The sequence below is a fragment of the Janthinobacterium sp. 13 genome (genome assembly GCF_002749695.1).
GTDB lineage: Bacteria > Pseudomonadota > Gammaproteobacteria > Burkholderiales > Burkholderiaceae_D > Janthinobacterium > Janthinobacterium kumbetense.
Genome location: NZ_PEEQ01000001.1, coordinates 6163140 through 6185737 on the forward strand (window position 1 = coordinate 6163140; position 22598 = coordinate 6185737).

Below are 22598 nucleotides of genomic sequence, written 5' to 3' on the forward strand. Positions count from 1 at the left end.
TCGGGACACTGGTTGGAAGAAAGGCCGCTCCCCTTGAACCACAAAAATCCCGTGGCAGCCGATCTGCCGCTTGACATTCAAGTTGGCTTTAAGCTTATAGTTGATCACGCTGTGTTCGGCGGACATGGCCCAGACTACTCAACTATTCGGAGGACGATCCCATGTCTGTTTTCAAGAAACTGCTCCTGGCTGTCATGCCCTTGCTGTTCCTGCAGATGGTTGCTGCTGAACCGGTGTCCCCCATGCGCGATCCGGCCATGGAAAAAGTGCTGGTAGTCATGACCAATCATTCCCGATATCCGAGCAGAAACGACCATACGGGGCTGTGGCTCACGGAATTGACGCATGTGTATGATGTGCTGAAGGAAGCCGGGTATGGCATCGACTTCGTCAGTCCCAGCGGCGGCGTGGTGCCGCTGGATGAACGCAGCCAAGGATGGCTGTACATGGATGTGGCAGCAAAAAGTCACCTGAGTGATCCTGCTTTCATGGCATTGCTGCAATCGACAAAAGCGGCGGCCGACATCGATCCCGCTGCCTATGGGGCTGTTTTCTACACGGGAGGCCATGGAACGATGTGGGATTTCAAGGGCAACAAGGACCTCAAGCGCATTGCCGAGGCCATCTACCGCAACGGCGGCGTCGTTTCCTCCGTGTGCCATGGCGCCGCTGGCTTGCTGGATCTGGAGGACGAGAAGGGCGAGCCACTGATAAAAGGGCGCAGCGTGACAGGATTTTCCAACTTGGAAGAATCGCTTGCCGGAATCAGGGACCAGGTTCCCTACCTTTTGCAAAGCGAGGTCGAGAGCAAAGGGGCGCTGTATGCCAAAGGCTTTTTCCCGTTTGGCAGCTTCGTGCTGACGGACGGCCGCCTCGTCACCGGCCAGAACCCTGGTTCCAGCAAGGAAGTGGCGCAAGCTCTGCTCAAGGCTTTAGAGAATAACAAACTACAACTTCAGCGGGAAAAATAATGAAAATTGGCGAATTGGCCAAGCGCAGCGGCTTGGCGGCGTCCACGATCCGGTTCTACGAATCCAAGGGCTTGTTGAAAGCCGTGAGCCGCCAGTCGAACGGCTACCGCGACTATCCGCTGGAAGCGGTGGCGGTACTGTCCATTATCAGCGACGCGCAGCAGGCGGGCTTTTCCCTGGACGAAATCAAGCAAGTCTTGCCAGAGGACAGTTCATCATGGAAACATGATGAATTGATGGCTGCGCTCAAAAAGAAGATCGCCGATATCGAATCGCTGGAAGTGCGCCTGGCGCAAAACAAGGCCCATCTTTTGTCGTTGATTCAACTGATCGATGCAAAACCGGAGGATGTGGACTGCAAGGACAATGCCGCCAGGGTCATGGAAAGCTTCGGTATCGTCGGTAAGAATTAATACAAGGCAACTGCGGGTGGCGGATATTCGAAGGCAGACCAGGGGAGGGTGGCTGCTCGTCCACGGCGCACCGTCAAATGCGCGCCGGTGGAAACCCTTCCAGATGCGCGGTTCCTCCGACGGCCCCACGCCAGAAATTTTTGTGTCGGAGTTGATCGAATTTACCTTGTGCCCAGATTTCAAAAGAGCAATATAGACCTAGATAAATAACGAGGGTAAAAATGGATAAAGACGAAGCAATCGTTCTTCTAAGCGGGGAGTTTGGCAAGCAATTATTGAGAGGTGTAATGAATTATACGACTCCTGTTTCATGGGGAATCATTGAGACGGGTATATGGAAGATTCATGGTAATGGTACCGCGTTCCTACTGAACTGTGGGCAAGACAGCTTTTTGGTCACGGCGGCACATGTTTACGAAGGCTATTTAGACGCACAAAAGAAATATCCGCAATTACGATCATATGTAGGCGATATTGAATTCTGTTTCACTGACCGCCTAATCTGTCATTTGGGCTCTTCAATCCTTGACATAGTGACTTTTAGAATTACAACCGATGAGATAGCCAGATTAAAAAAACAAGTAGCATATGGTTCAAGTGATTGGCTTCGTCCAGTTGTTGAACACGACGGAGTGCTTTTTGGTGGTTATCCTGGAAAAGAGCGTAATCAGCGGCTTCCAGAAGAAGTTAATTTTGGAATGTATGTCGGTCTTACTCCAGCATCATCTTCGAGCGAACGTCACTTCGGTTGCGTTCTTGAGCACGACGAATGGATAGACGCTATTGGCAATGGTATACCTCAAGAAGGGTATGACCTGGGTGGAGTAAGCGGAGGCCCAGCGTTCCGGGTTCATGAAAATGAAATTGGAATCATTACATGGACCATCGCAGGAGTGATCTACAACGCATCATCTGTCCTTGCCGACATAGTTCTATGCAATCACATTCATTTCGTTAAGCCTGACGGCACACTGTCGGCACCTGCTTAATTGCATCGAGCAGAGTAAAAACCAGAAACGCTACTTACGCTCCAGAGGCATCGTGGTGCCGGAAGTCCATGTATGGCGGGTACCGTTTCCGGATTGCCACAAGCGGTGGACGATTGACCTTTTTGACAGTTACTCCACCTTGATTGACGGGGAGGAGGGACGTGACATTGCAAATTTTGACGCTAATTCGCTGCGGATACTTGAGCAAGTAGAGGATGAGTTCCGCAATCAGTACTGGATTATTCGCTACTCTAGGCGGACCAACTGGCGGGCGGTCAACCGCACCAGAATGCTCGGTGACTTCATGTATATGCTTGGAGTGCCAAAATGGGCGGTTCATGAAGCTCGATATTGTCTGCGTTTAAAGGTCTGTAAGCGGTGCTTTAAAGATGAAATTCATTGTCACGGGATTTGCGGACGTGCCAGACGTGGTGATTTTGATACATAATGCTGTTATCCGGGTACCGTCAGAACGGGAAATTATTTTTGTTTTTTTTATTAGGGCTTAAAAAATGTCTGAATCAATGACACTGATATTGAATGAACAAATAAATACCTTATTGCAGGAATTGACGAATTTATGCAAAGACAGTCAAGATTTAACTTTTTCTAGGCGGGAATTTGATTTGCTTTCCGCTTTGGAATGCCGAGATGATGATATTAAATATTCTGCTATTTTTAAGATGGATGAGCTGGGGAAAAAATTAGATGAAATTGTCACTCGGGATCATCGTTTCCCAGGTGAGGAAACTAGAATGGTTCGCACAGGAAATGGAGCTACTTGCTTTTATCCATTTAACATTGGTACGTCGCTTCTAAGGCTGGCGCTAGAATATAAATCAGCAGAGGCAGCCATAGAGTGGGCATTGAAGGTACTTGGAACTAAAGCTGCAACCGGAAAATTCATATGTGCCATTTGGGGCGTTCCTGTTGATAGACAAATTCAACTTACAGCGGAAGTGAAAATTGTACCGATTGAGGATATTCCATATAGTGAGCAAAAGAAATTTATAATGGGAAATTTCAATACTAGTACAGTTACAAGTATGCTAGATTTTATCCCCCCGCAATCTGCACTGATTCTTGAAAAATTAATCGATCCCTATATCTATGATCCTAAACAATCAGATGCTTCAGAAAATGATGATTTTTTAAAAAATCACGAATTGTTCAATGAGATAATCACTGTGCTAACGGTTGTTGGGCCAAGAATATCAATGTCCTCGGCATATTGGTTTACATTTGATGATCCAGATTTAGAGCGGGCTAGTTTAGGTGGCGGACGGGGTGGACACATGCATGAGATTTTGCCTAGTTCTTTAGGGGATTTCAGCATTTTAAATGAGCACGATGCGCAAAAAATAGTTCAAGCATATCTTTCCCTTTCTGAGCCTATGCGCGCTCCTGTCCGGGTTGCTCTCCAACGGCTCAATCAAGCTCAACGCCGTCGTAGCGTTGGTGATTGCGCGGTTGAGGTTGCGACGGCGTTTGAAGCACTGCTCGGGGACAAAGCTAACAATGAAATGATGCATAAAATTACCGTCAGGTCAGTTCGGTTGATCGGTGGAACAGTTGATGTTCGCAAAAGAAATGCCGCTTTATTAAAGAAGTCCTACGAGGTCCGCAGCAAACTTGTTCATACGGGGCAGGCCAACCCCTCCGAAATGATATCTGTTTGTGGTCAAAGGATAACCACCGCTGCATTAATGAAGGAAGTTATCGTTCTTTGTGTGCAAGTGATCAGGGTCATAATTTTGCGTAGATCGATCCCCGACTGGTCAATTTTTGATATTACTGAGCACAATGAGATAGGGGACTAGTTCTGTGGGCGTCCCAACAACCTTGGGCGCCAAGCAATGTTATGTGAACGATGTATTTTGATACCTAAAAGTATCGTCCACCTCCGCCTTTCATTTGACATAATATAAATTATGCGAAGTTATGGATGGATTTGAGAAAACCTCCATTTTGCCATCTCCCCAATCGCAAATGCGATTTTCCCCCCCTGCGTGCTGCTGTCGCTGATGCTGCGCCGCCGCGCTTGAACGAGCTGCATGAAATACACGGCTTGTCCCCGTCCATGTGCGGTTTGTTCACGCCCAGATTCGCGTGCAGGTGCAAGTCTGGCGCTGCGATGATGTTGGCGATCAGGTCTGCCACGCTCCTGCGCGAGACCACGGTGCCGTTGAATGGCGCGCGGCGCATCGTCCGTTCGTCGCCGACTTCGTCTTCGTTCGTCATCCAGGCTGGACGCACGATCATGTATGCGAAGCCCGGTGCTTCGATGGCGTCGGCGGAGCGGCGGAATGGTTTCAGGTGTTGTGCCAGCCTGGCGTTGGTCCATTCGCCGAATGTGCCGGGACCTTCATCGTAGATGCCCATCGACAGGATGAAAACCAGGCGTTCGACACCGGAGGCCCGCATGGCGGCAATGATGCTGTTGGCCTGGTCTCCCATGCCGTTGCCCAGCAGATTGGCGTGAATCAGGACATGGAATCCGGTGACGCGTGCCGGCCCGGCGCCTTGTCTCGTGGTAAATTGCCGTCCGTGAGAAGTATCTCCAATACCTACAATATCAATGAAATCAGGCGTTTGCCGACTATTTTGCATGAGAAGTCTCAAGATCCGCATGACCCGGCAACCTGCACGCACGGCGTTGCTTTTACCGCCTTGCCGGCGCTTCCTGTCCCTTGCCGGCGCGCTGGCCATCGCGGCCGCCTTGTGCGGCTGTGCCAGCAAGCCTGGCCCCTGGCCTGCGCGCGTCCTGCCGGCGTCGGCTGCCGTGACGGTCGATGCCACGCAATTCCTGTCCAGAAAACAACTGGTGGACTGGCAAGTCGACCTGGACGAACGCCGCCTGCGCGCCACGGGTTCGCCCCGGCATGAAGCGTATATCAACGTCCTGCATGAACGCCTGGCGCGCGCCGGTGTCAAACAACTGCGCTTCGAGCCTGTCAGTTTCCGGCAATGGTCGGTGCAGCCGGAAGACTGGGGCCTGGAAGTGGTCCACGACGACAGGTCTGGCGTGCTGCCCACGGCTGGCTACATTCCGTATTCGGGCGTGACGCCGCCGTCCGGCATTACGGGGCGCATCGCCTATCTGGCGCCGGGGGCCAGTCCCGATGCCAGCCTCGCCGGCAAGCTGGTGCTCGTCGACATGCCCGCCGTGGCGTGGACGGGCAAGGTTTTCCATCGGTCCGCCGTGCATGTCCACGATCCGGACCACGCCATGGGGCCGGACACGCCGTATGCGCGCCAGTTCCAGATGCTGGGGCCGTTCATCACCTTGCTGGACAGCCTGCAGGCGGCCGGTGCGGCGGGCGTGATCGTCATTCTCGATACGCCGCCCATGTCGATGAACGGCTTGTATGCGCCTTACGACGGCAAAGTGCGCCAGCTGCCCGGCATGTTTATCGACCGTGACCGGGGGCGGCGCCTGCGCGAGAGCGTGCTGGCGGGCACGGCGCCTGTCTTGCGGCTGACCATGGCTGCCACCGTGGGCCAGGTACAGACGCGCAACCTGGTCGGCATCATTCCCGGCAAGTCCGCGGAATTGATGGTGCTGGGCAGCCACACGGATGGCACGAACGCGCTGGAAGACAATGGACCGAACGCCATCGTCGACATGGCCCAGTACCTGGCGCGCCTGCCGCAGGACAGCTTGCCGCGAAGCGTCATGCTGCTGTTGACGAGCGGCCATTTCGCGGGCGGCGTGGGCATGAAGCAGTTTATGGATCGCCACCAGGACGATGGCTTGATGCAAGGTATCGCCACGGTGCTCACCATCGGGAACCTGGGCGCGCTGGAAGTGCTGCCTGACAGCAATGGTTACCTGCGCCTCACGGGCAGGTTCGAGCCGTCCGCCGTGTTTTCACCGCGCACGCCGGCCCTGATGGACGCCTCCTACGCCATGCTGAAGCAGGCCGATGCGGCGCCCGCGTTCGTGCTGCCAGCCTCCAGTCCTGCGGGCGATGGCGGTCCGAAGAATGCCGCCTGGCCTGGCGCAGGCCAGTATTTATGGGAGGCGCAGCGCATTCCCACGGTGCATTACATCACGCAACCGACCTATTTGCTCTACTATGGCATCGACAGCGTGACCCGGCTGGATTACCGGCTGATGCAGCGCCAGACCGTGGCCTTGACGCAAATGCTGCTGGACCTGTCGCGCGTGCCGTATGCCGATTTGCGCAAGGAAACGGTGCCATAGACCTTGCCTGGCGTCCACCGCCCTTCCCCGCCCTGCTTCCGGCGCATTCCGGACACCATACCAACGCACTGGAAAACAGGCACTGGTATGGCCCGCATTGCCCATCTCCTGGGGTAATGCCGTAACTGGTATTGTGATCTTGCGCAAAGAATAAAACCAGTTGACTACCACCTGCAATGCTTGCACTCTGAAAAATCGGACGGTGTCCAGCCGCCCGGCCATGCTAAAAAATACACAAGGAGATGCAATGAACCGGACAGTCATGAATACCCTCATCCTTACCCTCTTCGGCGGCACCCTGGCGGCCTGCGGCGGCGGCAGCGGCGACGGATCCAGCGGGGGCGCGAGCCAGCTGCTGGCCGGCGCGCCCGCAGCAGTGGCCTGCTACACGCCGTGGAATAGCGGCACCGCCTACAACGGCGGCGGCCAGGCCAGTTACAACAACGTCAATTACACGGCCAACTGGTGGACGCAAGGCAATAACCCGTCGACCAGCAGCGGCAGCGCCGGCAGCGGCCAGCCCTGGACGGCGGTGGGAGACTGCGGCACGCCGACGCCGACTCCTACCCCAACGCCTACACCCACGCCGACCCCAACACCTACGCCGACTCCCACCCCAACTCCGACGCCAACCCCAACCCCAACGCCGACACCTACCCCGACTCCAACACCGACGCCGACGCCGACGCCCACCGGCCTGGCCAAGCACGCGCTGATCGGCTACTGGCACAACTTCACCAACCCCAGCGGCGCCACGTATCCGATCAGCCAGGTCAGCGATGACTGGGACGTGATCGTCGTCTCGTTCGGCGACAACGCGGGCGGCGGCAATGTCAGCCTGACCATCGATCCGGGTGCGGGCACGGAAGCGCAATTCATCGCCGACGTGGCGGCCAAGCGGGCCAAGGGCAAGAAAGTCATCCTGTCGCTGGGCGGGCAAAACGGTTCCGTTTCCGTCGGCAACACGGCCGAAGCGACGAATTTCACCAACAGCCTGTACGCCATCATCACGAAATATGGTTTCGACGGCATCGACCTGGACTTGGAAAACGGCGTTGCGCAAGGCGCGGCCATCCAGACCTATCTGCCGATCGCCGTGAAAAACCTGAAAACCAAGGTCGGCAGCAGCTTTTACTTGTCGATGGCGCCCGAATGGGTGTATGTGGAAGGGGGATACACGAGCTATGGCAGTATCTGGGGTGCCTACATTCCCATCATCAATGCCTTGCGCAGCGAGCTGACGGTGCTGCACCCGCAGTACTACAACAATGGCGACATTTACACGCCGTACGCGACGGGCGCCATCAAGGCGGGTTCGGCCGACCAGCTGGTGGCCACGGCGCGCATGTTGATCGAGGGGTTCAATTATGGCGGCAATACCTTTGCCGGCCTGCGTCCGGACCAGGTGGGCTTCGGCGTGCCGTCGGGGCGCAGCTCGGCCGGTTCGGGCTTTACGACGAATGCCGACGTCAGCAATGCCTTGAATTGCCTGACGCGCCTGCTCAATTGCGGCAGCATCAAGCCGCTGCAGGCGTATCCGGACTTCCGCGGCGTGATGACGTGGTCGATCAACTGGGACCGCCACGACAACTATAATTTCTCCGTGCCGACGAAGAATGTGCTGAAGACCCTGCCGTAACGGCCCAGGCCCGACTGCGCATGGGAGCTTGGCCGCTCACATGCGCAGCAGCGCCGCGCCCAGCAAGCGCATGTGCAGCGCCACGCCCTGGCGCAACGCCTCCCCTCCCCCTTGCGCATGCTTGATGCCATCCATGGTGGCCACCAGCAAGCCGGCCACCTGCGCGGCGGTCGCGTCCACCCGGCGCAGCGCAATATCGCCCGCCGCCTCGGCCTGTTCCAGCGCGCCGGCCAGCGACGCCACCAGTGTTGCCCGCGCCGTCAAGGTGATGTCGGCGGCCAGGGTCATATTGGCGTCGAACAATTCCTTCCCATGGGCGCTGGCGGAAATTTCCGCCATCAAGCCTTGCTGGAATGCCAGCAGCGCCGTTTCGATGCGCATGAAGACGGGGCCGGGTTCGGCCAGCGCCGCTGCCACTTGCGCCATGACCGTGGCATGGGCCCGTTCGGAACCGGCGCGGAACACGTCTTCCTTGTTCTTGAAGTGCAGGTACAGCGCGGCGCGCGACATATCGGCCGCCTGCGCGATATCGAGCATCGATGTCTTGCGGTAGCCATAGCGGCAAAACACGGCCAGGGCCGCGTCGAGTATGCGCTGGGTCTTGAGGGTGTGGGGTGACATGCTGGCATATTGACATTTTATATATATAGTGTCAACATGGCTTTTGGACAAATTACGTCAAAGTGTCAATCCCCCACAGCGAAGGATGGAATCATGCAAGAACAGCACCCTGGCTCCGAAGCGGCCATGCAGGAACAATTGCGCGACATCGAACGCGGCCGCCTGCGCGCGCTCGTCGACGGCGACGTGGCGCTGGCGCGCACCCTGCACGCCGACGATTTTCAGCTGGTCACGCCCATCGGCAGTATGCTGTCGCGGGAGGAATACCTGGGCGCCATCGCGGCGGGCCACATGCGCTATCTGAGCTGGGAACCGGGCGAGATCGCCGTGCGCGTGCATGGCGATGCGGCCGTCTTGCGCTACCAGGCCCAGCTTGAAATCCATTTCGCCGGCCAGGCCGTGCCCCGCGCACGCTACTGGCATATCGATAGCTATGAGCGGCGCGCTGGGCGCTGGCAAGCCGTGTGGTCGCAGGCGACGGCGATACGCTGACGGCCATGGCGGCTGCGGGAGGTGTGCGCAGCAGGGGCAATTGATATTTCTCAAACCATAGCCTCAATCTATGGGTTCGGTTGAAATATTTTACTTCCTTTTGTAAATGAGAATCGTTACTATCTAAATCAAGGATAAGCGAATTCAACAGAAAGGAGCATCCCTTGTTCACAGCCATCAAAACATTCAGCCAGGTCTGCACGCACATGTCGATCGCCTTCGGCCTCGCCTACTTGCTGACGGGGTCCCTGGCGCTCGGTGGCTTGGCCGCGATCATCGAACCGATCATCAACGTTGCCCTGCTGCCGTGGCATGAAAAAGCCTGGCACGCGATTCGCCGCCGCTACGCCGCCAGCGGCCTGGGCATTGCCGCCCTGGCCGGCGAAAAACTCAGCCAGACGACCCTGCACATGGGCGTGGCCTTCGGCGTCATGTACTGGGCCACGGGGTCCATGGCCTTCGGCGGCTTGCTGGCCGTGGTCGAGCCGATCTGCAACGTGATCGTCCTGCCCTTCCACGACCGGCTGTGGGAAAAAGCCCGCTTTCGCCTGGAAAACCGCGGCGCGGCCCGCCTCGCCGCCCTGTAATCGTCCTTCTTAATTCCCTGCCCACACGGATGGGCGACGCTGCCGCCACGGCGCCGCCCGCTCCAGCTGCCCAGCCAGGCGCAGCAGCACGCCATCCTTGGCGTAGCCGGCCATGAACTGCATGCCGATCGGCACCCCCTCATTTGACATGCCCAGCGGCACGGACATGGCCGGCAAGCCCGCCACGTTCGCCAGCGGCGTGTACGGCGAATGCTCGAACAGGCGCGCCGTCCAGCCAACCCCGTCGAGCTGGTCCTCCTTTTCGCCGTAGCGGCCCAGTTGCCACGGCACATCCGGCAAGGTGGGCGTCAGCAGCACGTCGTACTGGCCGAACAAGGCGCCCGCGTGGCGCGTGACCGTGTTGCGCACGTCGAGGGCCGCCACGAAGTCCACCGCAGAGACCGTTTTGCCATGGCGGTAACAGGCCAGGGTCGCCGCTTCCAAGGTCTCGAGCGACACGCCGCGCCCGCTCTCCTGCGCCAGGCCATCGATCCACGGCACCAGGTTGGCGCACCAGATGCCGGCATTCGCGTGCACGAACGCTTCCCACGACACGCCCAGCGCGGGCGCCACTTCTTCCACGTGGTGGCCCAGGCTTTCCAGCAGGCGCACGGTGGCGTCCAGCGCGGCTTCGATGGCGGGCACGGGCCGGGCACCATTGCTGGCGGCGCGCTGCACGCCGATGCGCAGCTTGCCCGGCGCCACGCCCACCTGCGACAGCCAGCTGTGGCCGGGCGGATTCGTCACATACGGTTCGCCTGCCATCACGCCCTGCACGGCATCGAGCAAGGCGGCGCTGTCGCGCACGGTGCGGCTCACGCCCAGCTGCACGCCCAGGCCGCTAAAGATCTCGTCCATGGCGGGGCCGTTCGAGACCCGGCCACGGCTTGGTTTCAGGCCGAATAGGCCCGTCGAGGCGGCCGGCACGCGGATGGAACCGGCCGCATCCGTCGCATGGGCCAGCGGCACGATGCCGGCCGCCACGGCCGCCGCCGCGCCGCCGCTGGAGCCGCCCGCGCTCAAGGCCAGATTCCATGGATTGCGCGTGGCGCCGTACAGTACGGGTTCCGTGGTGGTGGCAAACGCCATTTCCGGCGTGCTCGTGCGGCCGAACGTCGCCAGGCCGGCTGCGCGGAACTGCGTCATCAGGTGGGAGTCGAACGCGGCGATATGGCCGGCGCCCAGGCGGCTGCCCGCTTCGCTGCGCCGGCCCGCCATCGTGACGGCCACGTCCTTGATCAGGAAGGGCACGCCGGCGAACGGCGCAGTGTTGACTGTGCTGTCGATGGCAGTCAAATCCGCCGGCCACAGCTCGACCACGGCATTGATCAGCGGGTTGACGGCGGCGCAGGCGCGCGCGGCCGCGTCGTGCAATTCGGCGGCCGAGACGCTGCCGTCGCGCAGCAGCTGGGCCAGTCCCAGACCATCAAAGCTAGTATATTCATGGAGTTGCATCAGTTTATTCCTGTAATGGATGAAGAGTGGATATCACAGGAACTACTCTAGGGCTTGCGCTATCATAGTGGAAATGAATAGTTGATATACGAGGTATAGTCATGAACAATTTGCACAAGCTGGACTTGAACCTGCTGCTGACCCTGAACGCCCTGTTGATTGAACGCAACGTCACGCGGGCGGCGGCGCGGCTGCACCTGAGCCAGCCGTCCGTCAGCGTGCAGCTGGGCAAGCTGCGCGCCGCCTTCGACGATCCGCTGCTGTTGCCCGGCCCGCGCGGCATGCTGCCCACGGCGCGCGCGCTGGCCCTGTTCGCGCCGCTGCAAGCCGTGCTGGCCCAGCTGGAGCAAGTCTTGCAGCCGGAACAGGCGTTCGACCCGGCCACGGCCGAGGTGCGCTGGAATCTGGCGGCGGCCGACGCCACCGAGTATGCGATTTTGTTGCCCATGCTGCCGTCCCTGCGCGCGCAGGCGCCCCTGTCGCGCATGGCCGTCTTCGAAGCCGTGCCGGCGCGCATGGCGCATGCGCTGGAAAACGGCCAGGTCGACCTGGGCTTTTTGGCGCAGGAAGAAGCGCCGCCCGGCTTGCGCCACCGCACCCTGTTCACCGAACACTATGTGCTGGCGGGCCGCCGCGACCACCCGCTGCTGCAGGCGCCGCCCGACCTCGAGCGGTTTTGCACGCTGGAATTCATCGTCGTCTCGCCCAACGGCGGCGGTTTCCGCAGCAACGTCGATACGGCGTTGGAAACGCTGGGCCGGACGCGCAAGGTGGTGCTGTCCGTGCCGCATTTCCTCATCGTCCCTCCCCTGCTGGCGGCGTCCGACATGGTGGCCCTGCTGCCGTCGCGCCTGCTGAAAAACGCCCTGGGCGACCTGCGCACGTGGGAGCCGCCCGTCACCCTGCCCGATTACGAGATGGCGATGGTGTGGCACGAGCGCATGCACCTGGACCCGGCGCACCGCTGGCTGCGCGAACGCATCATGGCGTGGAACGAAAAGCCCGCTTGAGCCATTGACAAAGGGGGTCAGGCCGTATACTGTCTCGTTTTATTACTAACTAAGTTAGCTATTAATTTGTATGAAGACTGCTGCACTGCCTCGCTGGCCCATTTTACTGGTCATGATCGTTTCCGAAATCATGGACCTTGCCGCATCCACCATCGTCAACGTCGGCGGACCTGCCCTGATCGAGTCGCTGGGCGCCAGTTCCGCCCAGATGCAATGGGTGATCGGCGGCTATGCGCTGGCACTGGGCGCCGGCCTGGTGCTCGGCGGCAGGCTGGGCGACCGCTACGGGCGGCGCGCCATGTTTCTATGCGGCTTGGCCGCCTTTACCATCGCTTCGCTGTTGTGCGCCGTGGCGCCGACCATCGCATTGTTGATCGTCTTTCGCCTGCTGCAAGGGCTGGCCGGCGCGATGCTGTTGCCGCAAGGCTTGGGCTTGCTGCGTGAAAACTACCAGGGACCGGCCCTGGCCAAGGTGTTTGGCATCTTCGGCCCCATCCTGGGCCTGGCGGGCATACTCGGTCCCGTGCTGGGCGGGATGTTGCTCGAAGCGAACGTGTTCGGCCTGGGCTGGAGAGCCATGTTCCTGATCAATATTCCGATCGGCATCACCTGCTTCCTGGTGGCGCGCCGTTACCTGCCCCATCGTCCGGGAGACCGCTCCGTCAATATCGACGCTCCAGGCGCCAGCCTGCTGGTGCTGTCGTCCGTGTTCCTCGTCTTGCCGCTGGGCGAGGCGGGAGCGTGGCCGGCGTGGGGATGGCCGATGCTGGCGATGGCCGTGCTGGGCTTCGGCCTGTTCGGCCTGCGCCAGTCCGCGATGGTGCGCGCCGGGCAGACGCCGCTCATCATGACGTCGATCTTCCAGCGCTCCGCCTACACGGCCGGGCTGGCCGGCATTGCCCTGTTCTTTTGCTCGCTCGTCGGCATGCAGCTGGTGCTGACGCTTTTCTTGCAAATTGGACATGGATTGACGGCGGGCGAAGCAAGTATTGCCAATCTGCCATTCGCCGTGGGCACGGCGTGCGGCGCCACCCTGAGCGGCGCCGTCCTGGCGGCCCGTTTCGGGCGCAAGGTGCTGCAACTGGGCGCCGGGGTCCAGCTTGCCGGCGTGGCGCTGCTGCAATTTGAACTGGGCAATACGGCGGCATTTTCTGCATGGCATGTCGTTCCCGGCATGCTGGTCTGCGGCATCGGGGCCGGCCTCGTGATCGCAGCCTTGTTCAGCATCATTCTGGCGTCGCTGGACAACAAGCAGATCGGCTCCGGTTCCGGCGTGCTGTCTGCCGTGCAATCGATTGCCGCATCGATCGGCGTGGCCCTGTTCAGCGGCGCATTTTTTGCCGCGCATCCCGCCCTGACGCCGGACCGGGCGCTGAGCGCCGCATTGACGATCCAGACCGGCATACTCATCGCCTTCATGGGCGTGACGTTCTTCTTTCCCACTGCTGCAAAATCTGAACTTGAGGTAAATCATGCATGACCAGCCAACACACAATCAAGCATTCGCGGCCGACGATCCCCGTGGCATGCACATCGCCGGCGATGTCATCGGCCGACAGTTGCAGGATATCGCGATCCTGACGCGCGAAACGGCGTTGCACCTGAGCAACGCGATGGGCATCAACCAGACCGACCTGGCCCTGATGGAGCAATTGATCACGCACGGCCCGCTGTCTCCGAATGAGCTGGCCGCGCGCCTTGCCGTCACCACCGCAGGCGTGACGCTCGTCATCGACCGCCTGGAACGGGCCGGCCACGTGACGCGCGTGCGCCAGCAGGATGACAAGCGCCGCGTGCTCGTCCATCCCGTGCCAGCCTCGGTGGCGCAAACCTACACGCATATCGCGCCGATGCTCAACGGACTGGACGCGGTGCTGAGCGGCTTGTCCGCCGGCGAGCGGACGACGATAGAACACTTTCTCCAGCAAGTGATTACGGTTTACCAGACCACTTTGCCAACCACAGCAGAAAAGAAAATCAAATGACGATCAAACGAAAAATCCTGATCACGGGGGCCAGCGTTGCCGGCCCGACCCTGGCTTACTGGCTGTCGCGCCTGGGCATGGACGTCACCGTTGTCGAGCGGGCGCCCGAGTTTCGCGATGGCGGACAAACGATCGACGTGCGCGGCGCAGGCAAGCTGGTGGCGCAGCGCATGGGACTCGAGAGCGCCATCCGCGCCAAGACCACGCATGAGGATGGACTCCGGTTTGTCGACGCGCAAGACCGCACCCAGGCGGAATTCGGCATCGGGGCCTTTGGCGGCAACGGTCCCGTGGCCGAGCTGGAAATTTTGCGGGGGGAACTGGCCAAGCTGCTGATCGAGCATGGCCGCGACGCGGTCGACTACCGCTTTGGCGACAGCATCGCCGCGCTGGAAGAATTGCCGCATGGCGTCAAGGTGCGCTTCGAACAGGGCGGCGAAGCAGTGTTCGATCTCGTCATCGGCGCCGAAGGCGTCGGTTCGCATACGCGCAAACTCGTGTTCGGGGATGAAGTCCGACGCCGCTCGTTCAAGCTCTATACGGCCTATTTCACCATCCCGCGCGCGCCGGGCGACGAACGCCAGATGCGCTGGTTCAACGCCCCTGGCGGCTTGAGCGTGTGCCTGCGTCCCGATAACCTGGGCACCACGCGCGCCCTGCTGTCGTTCCAGGAAGCGCCCAGCGCCTATGAAAAACTGCCGATTGGCGAGCAAAAGGCCCTGCTGAAGCAAAAATTCGGCGCCCTGAAGTGGGAAACGCCGCGCATCCTGGCGGCCCTGGATGACGCCACCGACCTGTATTTCGACCAGATTTCCCAGGTCAAAATGCCGCGCTGGTCGAAGGGACGGATTGCCCTCGTCGGCGACGCCGCCTATTGCGCCTCGCCCATCAGCGGCATGGGTACGAGCCTGGGCATGTGCGGCGCCTACGTGCTGGCGGGGGAACTGGGACGCCACGACGATCACGCGCAAGCCTTTGCCGCGTATGAAGCGATCATGCGCCCGTATGTTGACCAGGCGCAAAGCGTGCCCACCTTCGCGCCGCGCCTGGCCTCGCCGCACTCGCGCGCCGGAATCGCCATCGGCCATGCGCTGTTGCGCATGTCAAACGTGCCAATTATCAAGACGATCCTGGCCAGGTTCCTGACGCCCAAGGCGGATGCCATCGCGCTGCCCGAGTATGCGAACATGGCCTGAGGCAGGCAGCAGGCGTTGGCATACACGAATTGTTGCCGCAATGCACTAGGCAAAATTACCTAGTCGATCGAAAGAAACTCCCAATTTTCGCATTGGGAAGGAATGCGTAAGCTTGGCCCGAATAATAAAGGGTCACCATGAAAGTCATTTCCATCCTGCATCGCGGCTCGCGCCGCCATCCTGCCGTCTTCTTTCCGATCACTACCTGGCTGCTGCTCCTGGGCATGCTGGCCTGCTGCGCCAGCGCCTGGGCCGCGCCCGCCACAGTGCCGTCCAAACCCGCCGCCTCGGCCGAGCTGATCAAGCGCGGCGAGTATGTCGCCCGCCTGGGCGACTGCGTGGCTTGCCACACGAGCCCGAACGGCGCCGCCATGGCCGGCGGCCTGGAATTGAAAACACCGTTCGGCACCATCTACAGCACGAATATCACGCCGGATGCGAAGACGGGCCTGGGCACGTACACCTTCGCGCAATTCGACCGCGCCATGCGCAAGGGCGTGGCGGCGGACGGGCACAATCTGTATCCGGCCATGCCCTACCCTTCCTACGCGAAGATCACGCCCGACGACATGCAGGCCCTGTACGCGTATTTGCAGCGGGGCGTGGCGCCCGTGGCGCAGCAAAACCGCGAAACGGACATGAAATGGCCGTTCAGCATGCGCTGGGGCTTGTCGCTGTGGAACGCCGTCTTCCTCGACGATGCGCCATTCAAGCCCGACAGCGCCAAGTCGGCCATGTGGAACCGGGGCAGCTATCTGGCCCAGGGGCTCGGTCATTGCGGCTCGTGCCACACGCCGCGCGGCGTGGCTTTCCAGGAAAAAACCATGGGCCAGGATGGCAGCAGCGGCAAGCATTATCTGTCCGGCTTCACCTTCGACGGCTGGCATGCCGTCAATTTGCGCAATCTGTGGACGCCGGCCGACATCGTGCAATTGCTGAAAACGGGCCGCAACAGCTTCGGCACGGCGGCCGGCAGCATGACGGAAGTCATCACGCACAGCACGCAATACTTCACGGACGGCGACCTCGATGCGCTGGCCCACTACCTGCACGGCTTGCCGGCCAAGCCGGGCGCGGCAGTGCCGCAGGCAAAACCGGCGCCGGCTGTCGCGGCCGGCAACGACGCGCTGTACAACACGCGCGGCGGCCTCGGCTACCTGCAGTTTTGCGCCACCTGCCACCGCCGCGACGGCCGCGGCGTGGAAAACATCTTCCCGCCGCTGGCGCAGAACGACTCGGTGCAATCGAAGGACGCCACTTCCGTCATCCATATCGCATTGACCGGGTGGCAGTCGGCCGTCACGCAACAGTCGCCCCGTTCCTTCGGCATGCCCGCGTATGACCGCCTGTCCGACACGGAACTGGCGGAAATCCTCACCTTCGTGCGCGGCAAGTGGGGGAATCACGGCGCGCCCGTCACGCCCGCCCACATCGCCAAGGTGCGCAAGGAGCTCAAGCTCAAGGCGCCGGATGCGGGCGGCTTCGTCACGCCCCGCTTTGCCGCCCTGACGGCCGATCCGAACGCCAGTCAATTGATCCACGGCATGCAGCTGATGACGGAAACCCGCGCCCGGCTGCCGCAAAACGTGGGCAACGACCTCAATTGCAGCAGTTGCCACCTGAATGGCGGCACCGTGGCCAACGGTTCGCCCTTCCTCGGCATTTCCGCCTTCTTCCCGGCGGAAGCGCCGCGCGCGGGCAAGGTCATCAGCCTGGGCGAGCGCATCAACGGCTGCTTCCGCCGCTCCATGCACGGCAAGCCCCTGCCCGTGGACGGCCCCGACCTGCAGGCCATGGTCGCCTATATCGACTGGATGAAGGGCGCCACGCAGGCGAACGACAAGGTGCCGGGACGGGGCGTGGCGAAGATCGACCGCAACCTGCTGCCCGACCCCGTGCATGGCAAAAAAGTGTACGCCGAGCAATGCGCCGTCTGCCATGGCGCGAATGGCGAAGGCATCCGGGGCGCCAACGGCGTGGTGGCTTTCCCGCCGCTGTGGGGCGAGCGCTCGTTCAATATCGGCGCCGGCATGGCCCGCACCTACACGGCGGCCGGCTTCGTCAAGGCGAACATGGTGATGGGCCACGGCCAGAAATTCCCGCTGGGGCAAGGCAACCTGTCCGACCAGGACGCCGTCGACGTGGCCGAATATTTTACGCACATGCCGCGCCCGGACTTCCCCGACAAGGTCAAGGATTGGCCGAAGGGCGGCAAGCCCAAGGATGCGCGCTACTGACGCCCCATCGCGTTCGTAATCTGCTACGCTCATGCCACGACCACGCCAAGGAGTCTTGCATGAGCAGCAACATCCACCACGCGGCAGCCGGCGGTTATGCCACGGCGGCCGCCAGCTACGTCAAGGGCCGGCCCGATTATCCGCCCGCGCTATCGGCCTGGTTGCAGGATAGCCTGGGCCTGGGGCCGGGCGCCACCGTGCTGGACCTGGGCGCCGGCACGGGCAAGTTCACGCCGCGCCTGCTGGACACGGGCGCCACGGTGATTGCCGTGGAACCCGTGCCTGCCATGCTGGCAAGACTGGCGGCGGCCTTGCCGCAAGTCCAGGCGCTGGCGGGCACGGCAACGGCCATTCCCCTGCCCGACGCCTCGGTCGACGCCGTGGTCTGCGCGCAAGCGTTTCACTGGTTCGCCACCCCGGAGGCGCTCGATGAAATCTGGCGCGTGCTCAAGCCGGGCGGCAGGCTGGGCCTCGTGTGGAATCTGCGCGACGCCAGCGTGCCCTGGGTGGCAAGACTGGACGCCATCGTCAACCAAGCGGAAGGCGACACGCCCCGCTACTACACGGGCGCCTGGCGCCGGGCCTTCCCCCATGCGGGGTTTACTCCCTTGCAGGAAACATAATTTTCCCAGGAACACACGGGATCGCCCGAAGACGTGCTGTTCAACCGCGTGCGCTCCACCAGTTTTATCGCCGCCTTGCCGCCGCAGGCGCGCCAGCGCATCGATGACGAGATTGGCCTGCTGGTCGCGTCGGAGCCGGCCTTGCGCGGGCGGGACAGCATCAGCGTGCCCTACCGGACGGCCGCCTTCGTGGCACAGGCCGTATAGATGTCTAGTGAACAAGGCATAGAACCGCAGCGGGCTGCCCGCCAGCAGGCGGCCCCGTCCGACACCTGGCTGGGCAAGCTGGGCCCCGGCCTGATCACGGGCGCGGCCGACGACGACCCCAGCGGCATCGCCACGTATTCGCAGGCGGGCGCCCAGTTCGGCTTCGGCATGCTGTGGACCGTCTGCCTGACCTTCCCCCTGATGCTGGGCATCCAGGTGATCAGCGCCAAGATCGGCCGGGTCAGCGGGCATGGGCTGGCGACGAATATCCGCCGCCACTATCCGAAATCCTTGCTGTACGCCATCGTCGGCTTGCTGCTGCTGGCCAATGTCATCAATATCGCCGCCGACGTGGCCGCCATGGGCGATGCCTTGACCCTGATCATCGGCGGTCCCACCCACCTGTACGCCATGGGCTTCGGCCTGCTGTCCCTGCTGCTGCAAGTGTTTATTCCCTACCAACAATATGTGCGCATCCTGAAATGGCTGACCCTGGGCTTGCTGGCCTATGTGGCCACCGTGCTGACCGTGCACATTCCCTGGGGGGAAGTGGCGCTGCGCACCGTCTGGCCCCGGTTCGCCTGGTCGGCCGCCTCGGTGACCATGATCGTGGCCGTGTTCGGCACGACGATCAGCCCCTACTTGTTCTTTTGGCAGGCGTCGCAGGAAGTGGAAGACTTGCAGGCGGATGCCGGCGCGCAAGCCCTGCGCCGGGCGCCGGAACAGGCGCCGCGGCAATTCCAGCGCATCAAGATGGACACGGCCATCGGCATGGGCTTTTCCAACCTGGTGGCCTTCTTCATCATGCTGACGACGGCCGTGACCCTGGGCGCGCAAGGCATCACGCATATCGACACGTCGGCGCAAGCGGCGTCCGCCCTGCGCCCCATCGCCGGCGAGTTCGCGTTCGCCCTGTTCAGCCTGGGCATCATCGGCACGGGCTTGCTGGCCATTCCCGTGCTGGCCGGCTCGGCCGCCTATGCCATGGCGGGCGCCTTTCACTGGAAAAACAGCCTGGAACTGGCGCCCCGGGCCGCCAAGAAGTTCTACGGCATCATCGTCACGGCCACCGTGATCGGAGCGGCCCTGTGCTTCACGCCGCTCGACCCCATCAAGGCCCTGTACTGGAGCGCCGTCATCAATGGCGTCATTTCCGTGCCCATCATGGCCCTGATGATGGTGATGGCGTCGCGCCCCGCCATCATGGGCACGCTCACCATTTCAAGACGCCTGCGGGCACTGGGCTGGCTGTCGACCATCGTCATGGCAACGGCCGTGCTGGCCATGTTCGCCACCATGGCGTTTTGAAGCCTAGGCCGTCTTCGGCTTGAGCATGCCTTCCACGATGCCCAGCACGGTCTGGCGGGGCAGCAAACGCGGCAGCCAGGCCAGCAGCCGATTCGGCCGGCCCGCCACATGGCTGCTGCGGCCCCGGTCCAGCGCGCGCAGCGCTTCATCGACGACGGCTTGCGGCGCCATGCGCTTGCCCACGGCCGCTTCGGGCGCGGCCACCACGTCGAAGAAGGCCGTGTCCGTGGCACCAGGGCACAGGGCCAGCACGCGCACGCCGCGCTGGCGGTTTTCCGCCCACAGCGCTTCCGAAAACGACAGCACGAACGCCTTGCTGGCGCCGTAGATCGCCATGTAGGGATCGGGTTGCAGGGCCGCCGTGGACGCCACGTTGATGACGGCACCCCGCCCCTGGGCCAGCATGTGCGGCAAGGCGCAGTGCGTCAATTCCATGAGGGCCGTGCAATTGACGGTGACTTCGGCCGCCTGGCGCGCCAGGTCGATGCTCTCGAACCTGCCATGCGTGGCGAATCCCGCGTTATTGATCAGTACATCGGGCGGCATGCCCAAGGCGCACGCCTGTGCGTAGGCGTCTTGCGCGGCGCTGGGCAAGCCCAGGTCGGCCACCAGCGCGTGCGCGCGGATGCCGTGGCGTTGGGAAAGTTCCCTGGCCAGGCTGTCGAGCACGGCGCCGGAACGGGCCAGCAACAGCAAGTGCGCGCCGCGCGCGGCCAGGGTTTGCGCAAAGACGCGGCCGATGCCGGACGAGGCGCCCGTGATCAGCACGGTTTGGTTGGTGTAATTGAAAGCGGTCATGGCAGCGGTGTGGAGTAGATGAGGTTTTCACTGTAAACTGTGGTCTTTAGTCCACGGTCAAGAGGAAACGATGCGCATCGGTGAAATCACCCGCCTGACGGGCGTCAGCAAGGATACGGTGCGCTTTTACGAGCGCCAGGGCTTGCTGGAGGAAGCGCCGCAGCCGGGCGTGACGAATAACTACAAGGAATACTCGGCGCAAGCGTTGCGGCGCATCGAGCTGATCGGCCACGCCAAGGCGCTGGGCTTTACCTTGAAGGAAATCGCCGAAGTCATTGCCGTCTGGCAGGAAAACGCGCTCGATGCGCAGACCAAACGGGCCATGCTGGAAACGAAAATTGCCCAGATCGATGACAAGGCCCGTTCGATGGCCGTGCTGCGCGCCGGCCTCGTCGATGCACTGGCCAAGGTGGAGACGGGTTGCGACGATGCGGCGCCAGTGCATATGAACAAGAATAACGACAAGGAGACTCAATGAGCAACCATTACACGCAATACCGCCACCTGGCGCTCGAGGGCGCCAAGCCTGCCCCCACGGCGCAGCAGATCGCCGCCATCGAAACCTTGCTGGAAGCGCCCTTGCCGCCCGCCTTCCTGGCGTTCTTGCGGGTTGCCAACGGCGCCTGGTTCGATTACACGTGCGATGTGCCGGACGGCAATGGCGGCGTGGAAAAAATGGGCTTCAATACCTTTTTCAGCGCCGACGAAGGCGATTTCTGCGATGAAACACTGGTCGGCGAAATCCGCGCCGCGCGCCAGCATGCGGACATGCCGGTGCGCATCCTGCCGTTCGCCCGCGATGGCGGCAATTCCATGCTCTACCTGGACTTGACGGAAGAAGGCGGCGGCCGGGTACTGGCCTATGTGCAGGAATTGCCGGAGTGGACGGGCAAGCGCGCCCACGGCCTGATGGAACTGGCGCCCTCGTTCGACGCCTGGCTGGACAGCCTGTATATCGACCGCGACACGGTGCTGGAGGAACTCGAACACAGCGTTTCGGAACCCTCGCACCTGGAAGCGATGGCGCAGTGGCTCGATATCGGCATGCCCGCCTGGCGCCGCGATGCGGGCATCGCCGCTTTATTTGCTATTAAACAAGTCGAACTGTGCGCTAACGAACAGGACTAGTCCTACGGGCATGGCCGCGCCTGTCCTATGGGTGTGCGCAGGCTGAGGGCTTAACATTGTCATCAGCTTGCATAAAACGCCATATTCGAAAGGATTTCCCATGCCTATCTCCACCACCAGTTCCCGTACCCCCTCCCTGAAAAGCGTGGCCATCGGCGCGGCCGTGGCGCTGTTGAGCGGGATCGCCATCAACAGCATTGCCGCCGCCGCACCGGGCGCGTACGACAAGCAATTCCTCAGCAAGGCCGCCGATGCGGGCAGCACGGAAATCGCCGCCAGCAAGGTGGCGCAAAGCAAGAGCAGCAATGCAGAAGTGAAGCAATTCGCCGACGCCATGGTCACCGCCCACACGACAGTGGCTGACGCGCTGAAACAGTTGGCCAGCAGCAAGCGGATCGAGGTCAGCGACCAGCCCGGTGCGAAACACAAGGCGCAGATCGACCGGCTGGGCCGCCTGGAAGGCCAGGCCTTCGACAGGGAATATGCGGCCACCATCGGCGTGGCGGCGCACAAGGAAGCCGTGAAACTGTTCACGGATGCCAGCCAAAAGGCGAGCGATCCCGACATCAAGGCCTTTGCCGCCAAGACCTTGCCAGCGTTGCAACATCACCTGGAAATGGCGCATGCGCTGGAGGCGACATTGGCGAAATAGACGGCCATACGCGGGGAAATACTTGCAGTACGTGCTGTACAGCAAGTATTTCTGCTCTTGACATACAATGCGGCAACTTC

At 61.3% G+C, this 22598-nt stretch carries 21 protein-coding genes and 1 pseudogene; 18 read left to right on the plus strand and 4 right to left on the minus strand.

Features of this window, described 5'->3' with window-relative positions; translation table 11 throughout:
- The first annotated feature begins 161 nt into the window (after positions 1-161).
- The 4 genes from CLU94_RS27130 (at position 162) to CLU94_RS28260 (ending at position 4193) form a co-directional block, all read left to right on the plus strand.
- Complete coding sequence (locus CLU94_RS27130; RefSeq protein ID WP_099667964.1) at positions 162-971, plus strand: type 1 glutamine amidotransferase domain-containing protein; 810 nt, start codon at positions 162-164, stop codon at positions 969-971.
- Positions 971-1384, plus strand: a complete 414-nt coding sequence (locus CLU94_RS27135) for a MerR family transcriptional regulator (protein WP_099667965.1) — start codon at positions 971-973, stop codon at positions 1382-1384. The genes CLU94_RS27130 and CLU94_RS27135 overlap by 1 nt, the downstream gene beginning before the upstream one ends.
- Before the next feature lie 221 nt (positions 1385-1605).
- Positions 1606-2373 (plus strand): S1 family peptidase, encoded by a 768-nt coding sequence (locus CLU94_RS28255; protein ID WP_143451572.1) that lies wholly within the window; start codon positions 1606-1608, stop codon positions 2371-2373.
- Between the two features lie 512 nt (positions 2374-2885).
- Positions 2886-4193 carry a HEPN domain-containing protein gene (locus CLU94_RS28260; protein WP_143451573.1) on the plus strand — a complete coding sequence of 436 codons (1308 nt, stop codon included), beginning with the start codon at positions 2886-2888 and terminating at the stop codon, positions 4191-4193.
- 109 nt (positions 4194-4302) lie between these two features.
- On the opposite strand, the gene CLU94_RS27155 is transcribed toward CLU94_RS28260, so the two are convergent.
- Complete coding sequence (locus CLU94_RS27155) at positions 4303-4983, minus strand: NAD(P)H-binding protein (RefSeq protein WP_218965325.1); 681 nt, start codon at positions 4981-4983, stop codon at positions 4303-4305.
- A gap of 19 nt (positions 4984-5002) precedes the next feature.
- Between CLU94_RS27155 and CLU94_RS27160 the strand changes: the two genes are divergently transcribed.
- Both CLU94_RS27160 and CLU94_RS27165 read left to right on the plus strand, forming a co-directional pair.
- The gene (locus CLU94_RS27160; RefSeq protein ID WP_099667970.1) at positions 5003-6580 is read left to right on the plus strand and encodes a PA domain protein; all 1578 of its coding nucleotides are present in this window, start codon (positions 5003-5005) and stop codon (positions 6578-6580) included.
- Positions 6581-6827: 247 nt separating this feature from the next.
- Positions 6828-8219, plus strand: coding sequence for a chitinase (locus tag CLU94_RS27165; protein ID WP_257219024.1), 1392 nt, complete (start codon positions 6828-6830; stop codon positions 8217-8219).
- Between the two features lie 36 nt (positions 8220-8255).
- On the opposite strand, the gene CLU94_RS27170 is transcribed toward CLU94_RS27165, so the two are convergent.
- The gene (locus tag CLU94_RS27170) at positions 8256-8840 is read right to left on the minus strand and encodes a TetR/AcrR family transcriptional regulator (RefSeq protein ID WP_099667971.1); all 585 of its coding nucleotides are present in this window, start codon (positions 8838-8840) and stop codon (positions 8256-8258) included.
- A gap of 93 nt (positions 8841-8933) precedes the next feature.
- Between CLU94_RS27170 and CLU94_RS27175 the strand changes: the two genes are divergently transcribed.
- Together CLU94_RS27175 and CLU94_RS27180 are read left to right on the plus strand one after the other, a co-directional pair.
- On the plus strand, positions 8934-9332 hold the full coding sequence (locus CLU94_RS27175) for a nuclear transport factor 2 family protein (RefSeq protein ID WP_099667972.1): 399 nt from the start codon (positions 8934-8936) through the stop codon (positions 9330-9332).
- 164 nt (positions 9333-9496) lie between these two features.
- The gene (locus CLU94_RS27180; protein WP_099667973.1) at positions 9497-9919 is read left to right on the plus strand and encodes a DUF2061 domain-containing protein; all 423 of its coding nucleotides are present in this window, start codon (positions 9497-9499) and stop codon (positions 9917-9919) included.
- Between the two features lie 9 nt (positions 9920-9928).
- Here CLU94_RS27180 and CLU94_RS27185 read toward each other — a convergent pair whose 3' ends face one another.
- Positions 9929-11374 carry an amidase gene (locus tag CLU94_RS27185; protein ID WP_099667974.1) on the minus strand — a complete coding sequence of 482 codons (1446 nt, stop codon included), beginning with the start codon at positions 11372-11374 and terminating at the stop codon, positions 9929-9931.
- A gap of 101 nt (positions 11375-11475) precedes the next feature.
- Between CLU94_RS27185 and CLU94_RS27190 the strand changes: the two genes are divergently transcribed.
- The 7 genes and pseudogenes from CLU94_RS27190 (at position 11476) to CLU94_RS27220 (ending at position 19940) form a co-directional block, all read left to right on the plus strand.
- Positions 11476-12384, plus strand: coding sequence for a LysR family transcriptional regulator (locus tag CLU94_RS27190; protein ID WP_099667975.1), 909 nt, complete (start codon positions 11476-11478; stop codon positions 12382-12384).
- A gap of 130 nt (positions 12385-12514) precedes the next feature.
- The gene (locus CLU94_RS27195) at positions 12515-13864 is read left to right on the plus strand and encodes an MFS transporter (protein ID WP_218965326.1); all 1350 of its coding nucleotides are present in this window, start codon (positions 12515-12517) and stop codon (positions 13862-13864) included.
- Positions 13857-14369, plus strand: coding sequence for a MarR family winged helix-turn-helix transcriptional regulator (locus tag CLU94_RS27200; protein WP_099667977.1), 513 nt, complete (start codon positions 13857-13859; stop codon positions 14367-14369). The genes CLU94_RS27195 and CLU94_RS27200 overlap by 8 nt, the downstream gene beginning before the upstream one ends.
- Positions 14366-15565: an FAD-dependent monooxygenase gene (locus tag CLU94_RS27205; protein ID WP_099667978.1), complete on the plus strand. Its 1200-nt coding sequence runs from the start codon at positions 14366-14368 to the stop codon at positions 15563-15565. The genes CLU94_RS27200 and CLU94_RS27205 overlap by 4 nt, the downstream gene beginning before the upstream one ends.
- Positions 15566-15789: 224 nt before the next feature.
- Positions 15790-17802, plus strand: coding sequence for a c-type cytochrome (locus CLU94_RS27210; RefSeq protein ID WP_099668530.1), 2013 nt, complete (start codon positions 15790-15792; stop codon positions 17800-17802).
- Positions 17803-17861: 59 nt separating this feature from the next.
- Positions 17862-18632: pseudogene (locus CLU94_RS27215) on the plus strand (class I SAM-dependent methyltransferase).
- Positions 18633-19940, plus strand: a complete 1308-nt coding sequence (locus CLU94_RS27220) for an NRAMP family divalent metal transporter (RefSeq protein WP_099667979.1) — start codon at positions 18633-18635, stop codon at positions 19938-19940.
- Between the two features lie 3 nt (positions 19941-19943).
- Here the strand turns inward: CLU94_RS27220 and CLU94_RS27225 are convergent, their stop codons facing one another.
- Entirely contained in the window at positions 19944-20738 is a 795-nt protein-coding gene (locus tag CLU94_RS27225; RefSeq protein WP_099667980.1) for an SDR family NAD(P)-dependent oxidoreductase, read from the minus strand.
- A gap of 70 nt (positions 20739-20808) precedes the next feature.
- Here CLU94_RS27225 and CLU94_RS27230 point away from each other — a divergent pair, with 70 nt between their 5' ends.
- From CLU94_RS27230 to CLU94_RS27240, 3 genes are all read left to right on the plus strand, one after another.
- Positions 20809-21216: a MerR family transcriptional regulator gene (locus CLU94_RS27230; RefSeq protein WP_099667981.1), complete on the plus strand. Its 408-nt coding sequence runs from the start codon at positions 20809-20811 to the stop codon at positions 21214-21216.
- Positions 21213-21866 (plus strand): SMI1/KNR4 family protein, encoded by a 654-nt coding sequence (locus CLU94_RS27235; RefSeq protein ID WP_099667982.1) that lies wholly within the window; start codon positions 21213-21215, stop codon positions 21864-21866. Before CLU94_RS27230 ends, CLU94_RS27235 begins: the two co-directional genes overlap by 4 nt.
- 100 nt (positions 21867-21966) lie before the next feature.
- Positions 21967-22518, plus strand: a complete 552-nt coding sequence (locus CLU94_RS27240) for a DUF4142 domain-containing protein (protein ID WP_099667983.1) — start codon at positions 21967-21969, stop codon at positions 22516-22518.
- The last annotated feature ends 80 nt before the right edge of the window (positions 22519-22598 follow it).

Coding starts and splice junctions, on each gene's coding strand:
- CLU94_RS27130 (WP_099667964.1), top strand. CDS start 162: ATGTCTGTTTTCAAGAAACTGCTCCTGGCTGTCATGCCCTTGCTGTTC.
- CLU94_RS27135 (WP_099667965.1), top strand. CDS start 971: ATGAAAATTGGCGAATTGGCCAAGCGCAGCGGCTTGGCGGCGTCCACG.
- CLU94_RS28255 (WP_143451572.1), top strand. CDS start 1,606: ATGGATAAAGACGAAGCAATCGTTCTTCTAAGCGGGGAGTTTGGCAAG.
- CLU94_RS28260 (WP_143451573.1), top strand. CDS start 2,886: ATGTCTGAATCAATGACACTGATATTGAATGAACAAATAAATACCTTA.
- CLU94_RS27155 (WP_218965325.1), bottom strand. CDS start 4,983: ATGCAAAATAGTCGGCAAACGCCTGATTTCATTGATATTGTAGGTATT.
- CLU94_RS27160 (WP_099667970.1), top strand. CDS start 5,003: ATGACCCGGCAACCTGCACGCACGGCGTTGCTTTTACCGCCTTGCCGG.
- CLU94_RS27165 (WP_257219024.1), top strand. CDS start 6,828: ATGAACCGGACAGTCATGAATACCCTCATCCTTACCCTCTTCGGCGGC.
- CLU94_RS27170 (WP_099667971.1), bottom strand. CDS start 8,840: ATGTCACCCCACACCCTCAAGACCCAGCGCATACTCGACGCGGCCCTG.
- CLU94_RS27175 (WP_099667972.1), top strand. CDS start 8,934: ATGCAAGAACAGCACCCTGGCTCCGAAGCGGCCATGCAGGAACAATTG.
- CLU94_RS27185 (WP_099667974.1), bottom strand. CDS start 11,374: ATGCAACTCCATGAATATACTAGCTTTGATGGTCTGGGACTGGCCCAG.
- CLU94_RS27190 (WP_099667975.1), top strand. CDS start 11,476: ATGAACAATTTGCACAAGCTGGACTTGAACCTGCTGCTGACCCTGAAC.
- CLU94_RS27195 (WP_218965326.1), top strand. CDS start 12,515: ATGGACCTTGCCGCATCCACCATCGTCAACGTCGGCGGACCTGCCCTG.
- CLU94_RS27200 (WP_099667977.1), top strand. CDS start 13,857: ATGCATGACCAGCCAACACACAATCAAGCATTCGCGGCCGACGATCCC.
- CLU94_RS27205 (WP_099667978.1), top strand. CDS start 14,366: ATGACGATCAAACGAAAAATCCTGATCACGGGGGCCAGCGTTGCCGGC.
- CLU94_RS27210 (WP_099668530.1), top strand. CDS start 15,790: ATGCTGGCCTGCTGCGCCAGCGCCTGGGCCGCGCCCGCCACAGTGCCG.
- CLU94_RS27220 (WP_099667979.1), top strand. CDS start 18,633: ATGTCTAGTGAACAAGGCATAGAACCGCAGCGGGCTGCCCGCCAGCAG.
- CLU94_RS27225 (WP_099667980.1), bottom strand. CDS start 20,738: ATGACCGCTTTCAATTACACCAACCAAACCGTGCTGATCACGGGCGCC.
- CLU94_RS27230 (WP_099667981.1), top strand. CDS start 20,809: ATGCGCATCGGTGAAATCACCCGCCTGACGGGCGTCAGCAAGGATACG.
- CLU94_RS27235 (WP_099667982.1), top strand. CDS start 21,213: ATGAGCAACCATTACACGCAATACCGCCACCTGGCGCTCGAGGGCGCC.
- CLU94_RS27240 (WP_099667983.1), top strand. CDS start 21,967: ATGCCTATCTCCACCACCAGTTCCCGTACCCCCTCCCTGAAAAGCGTG.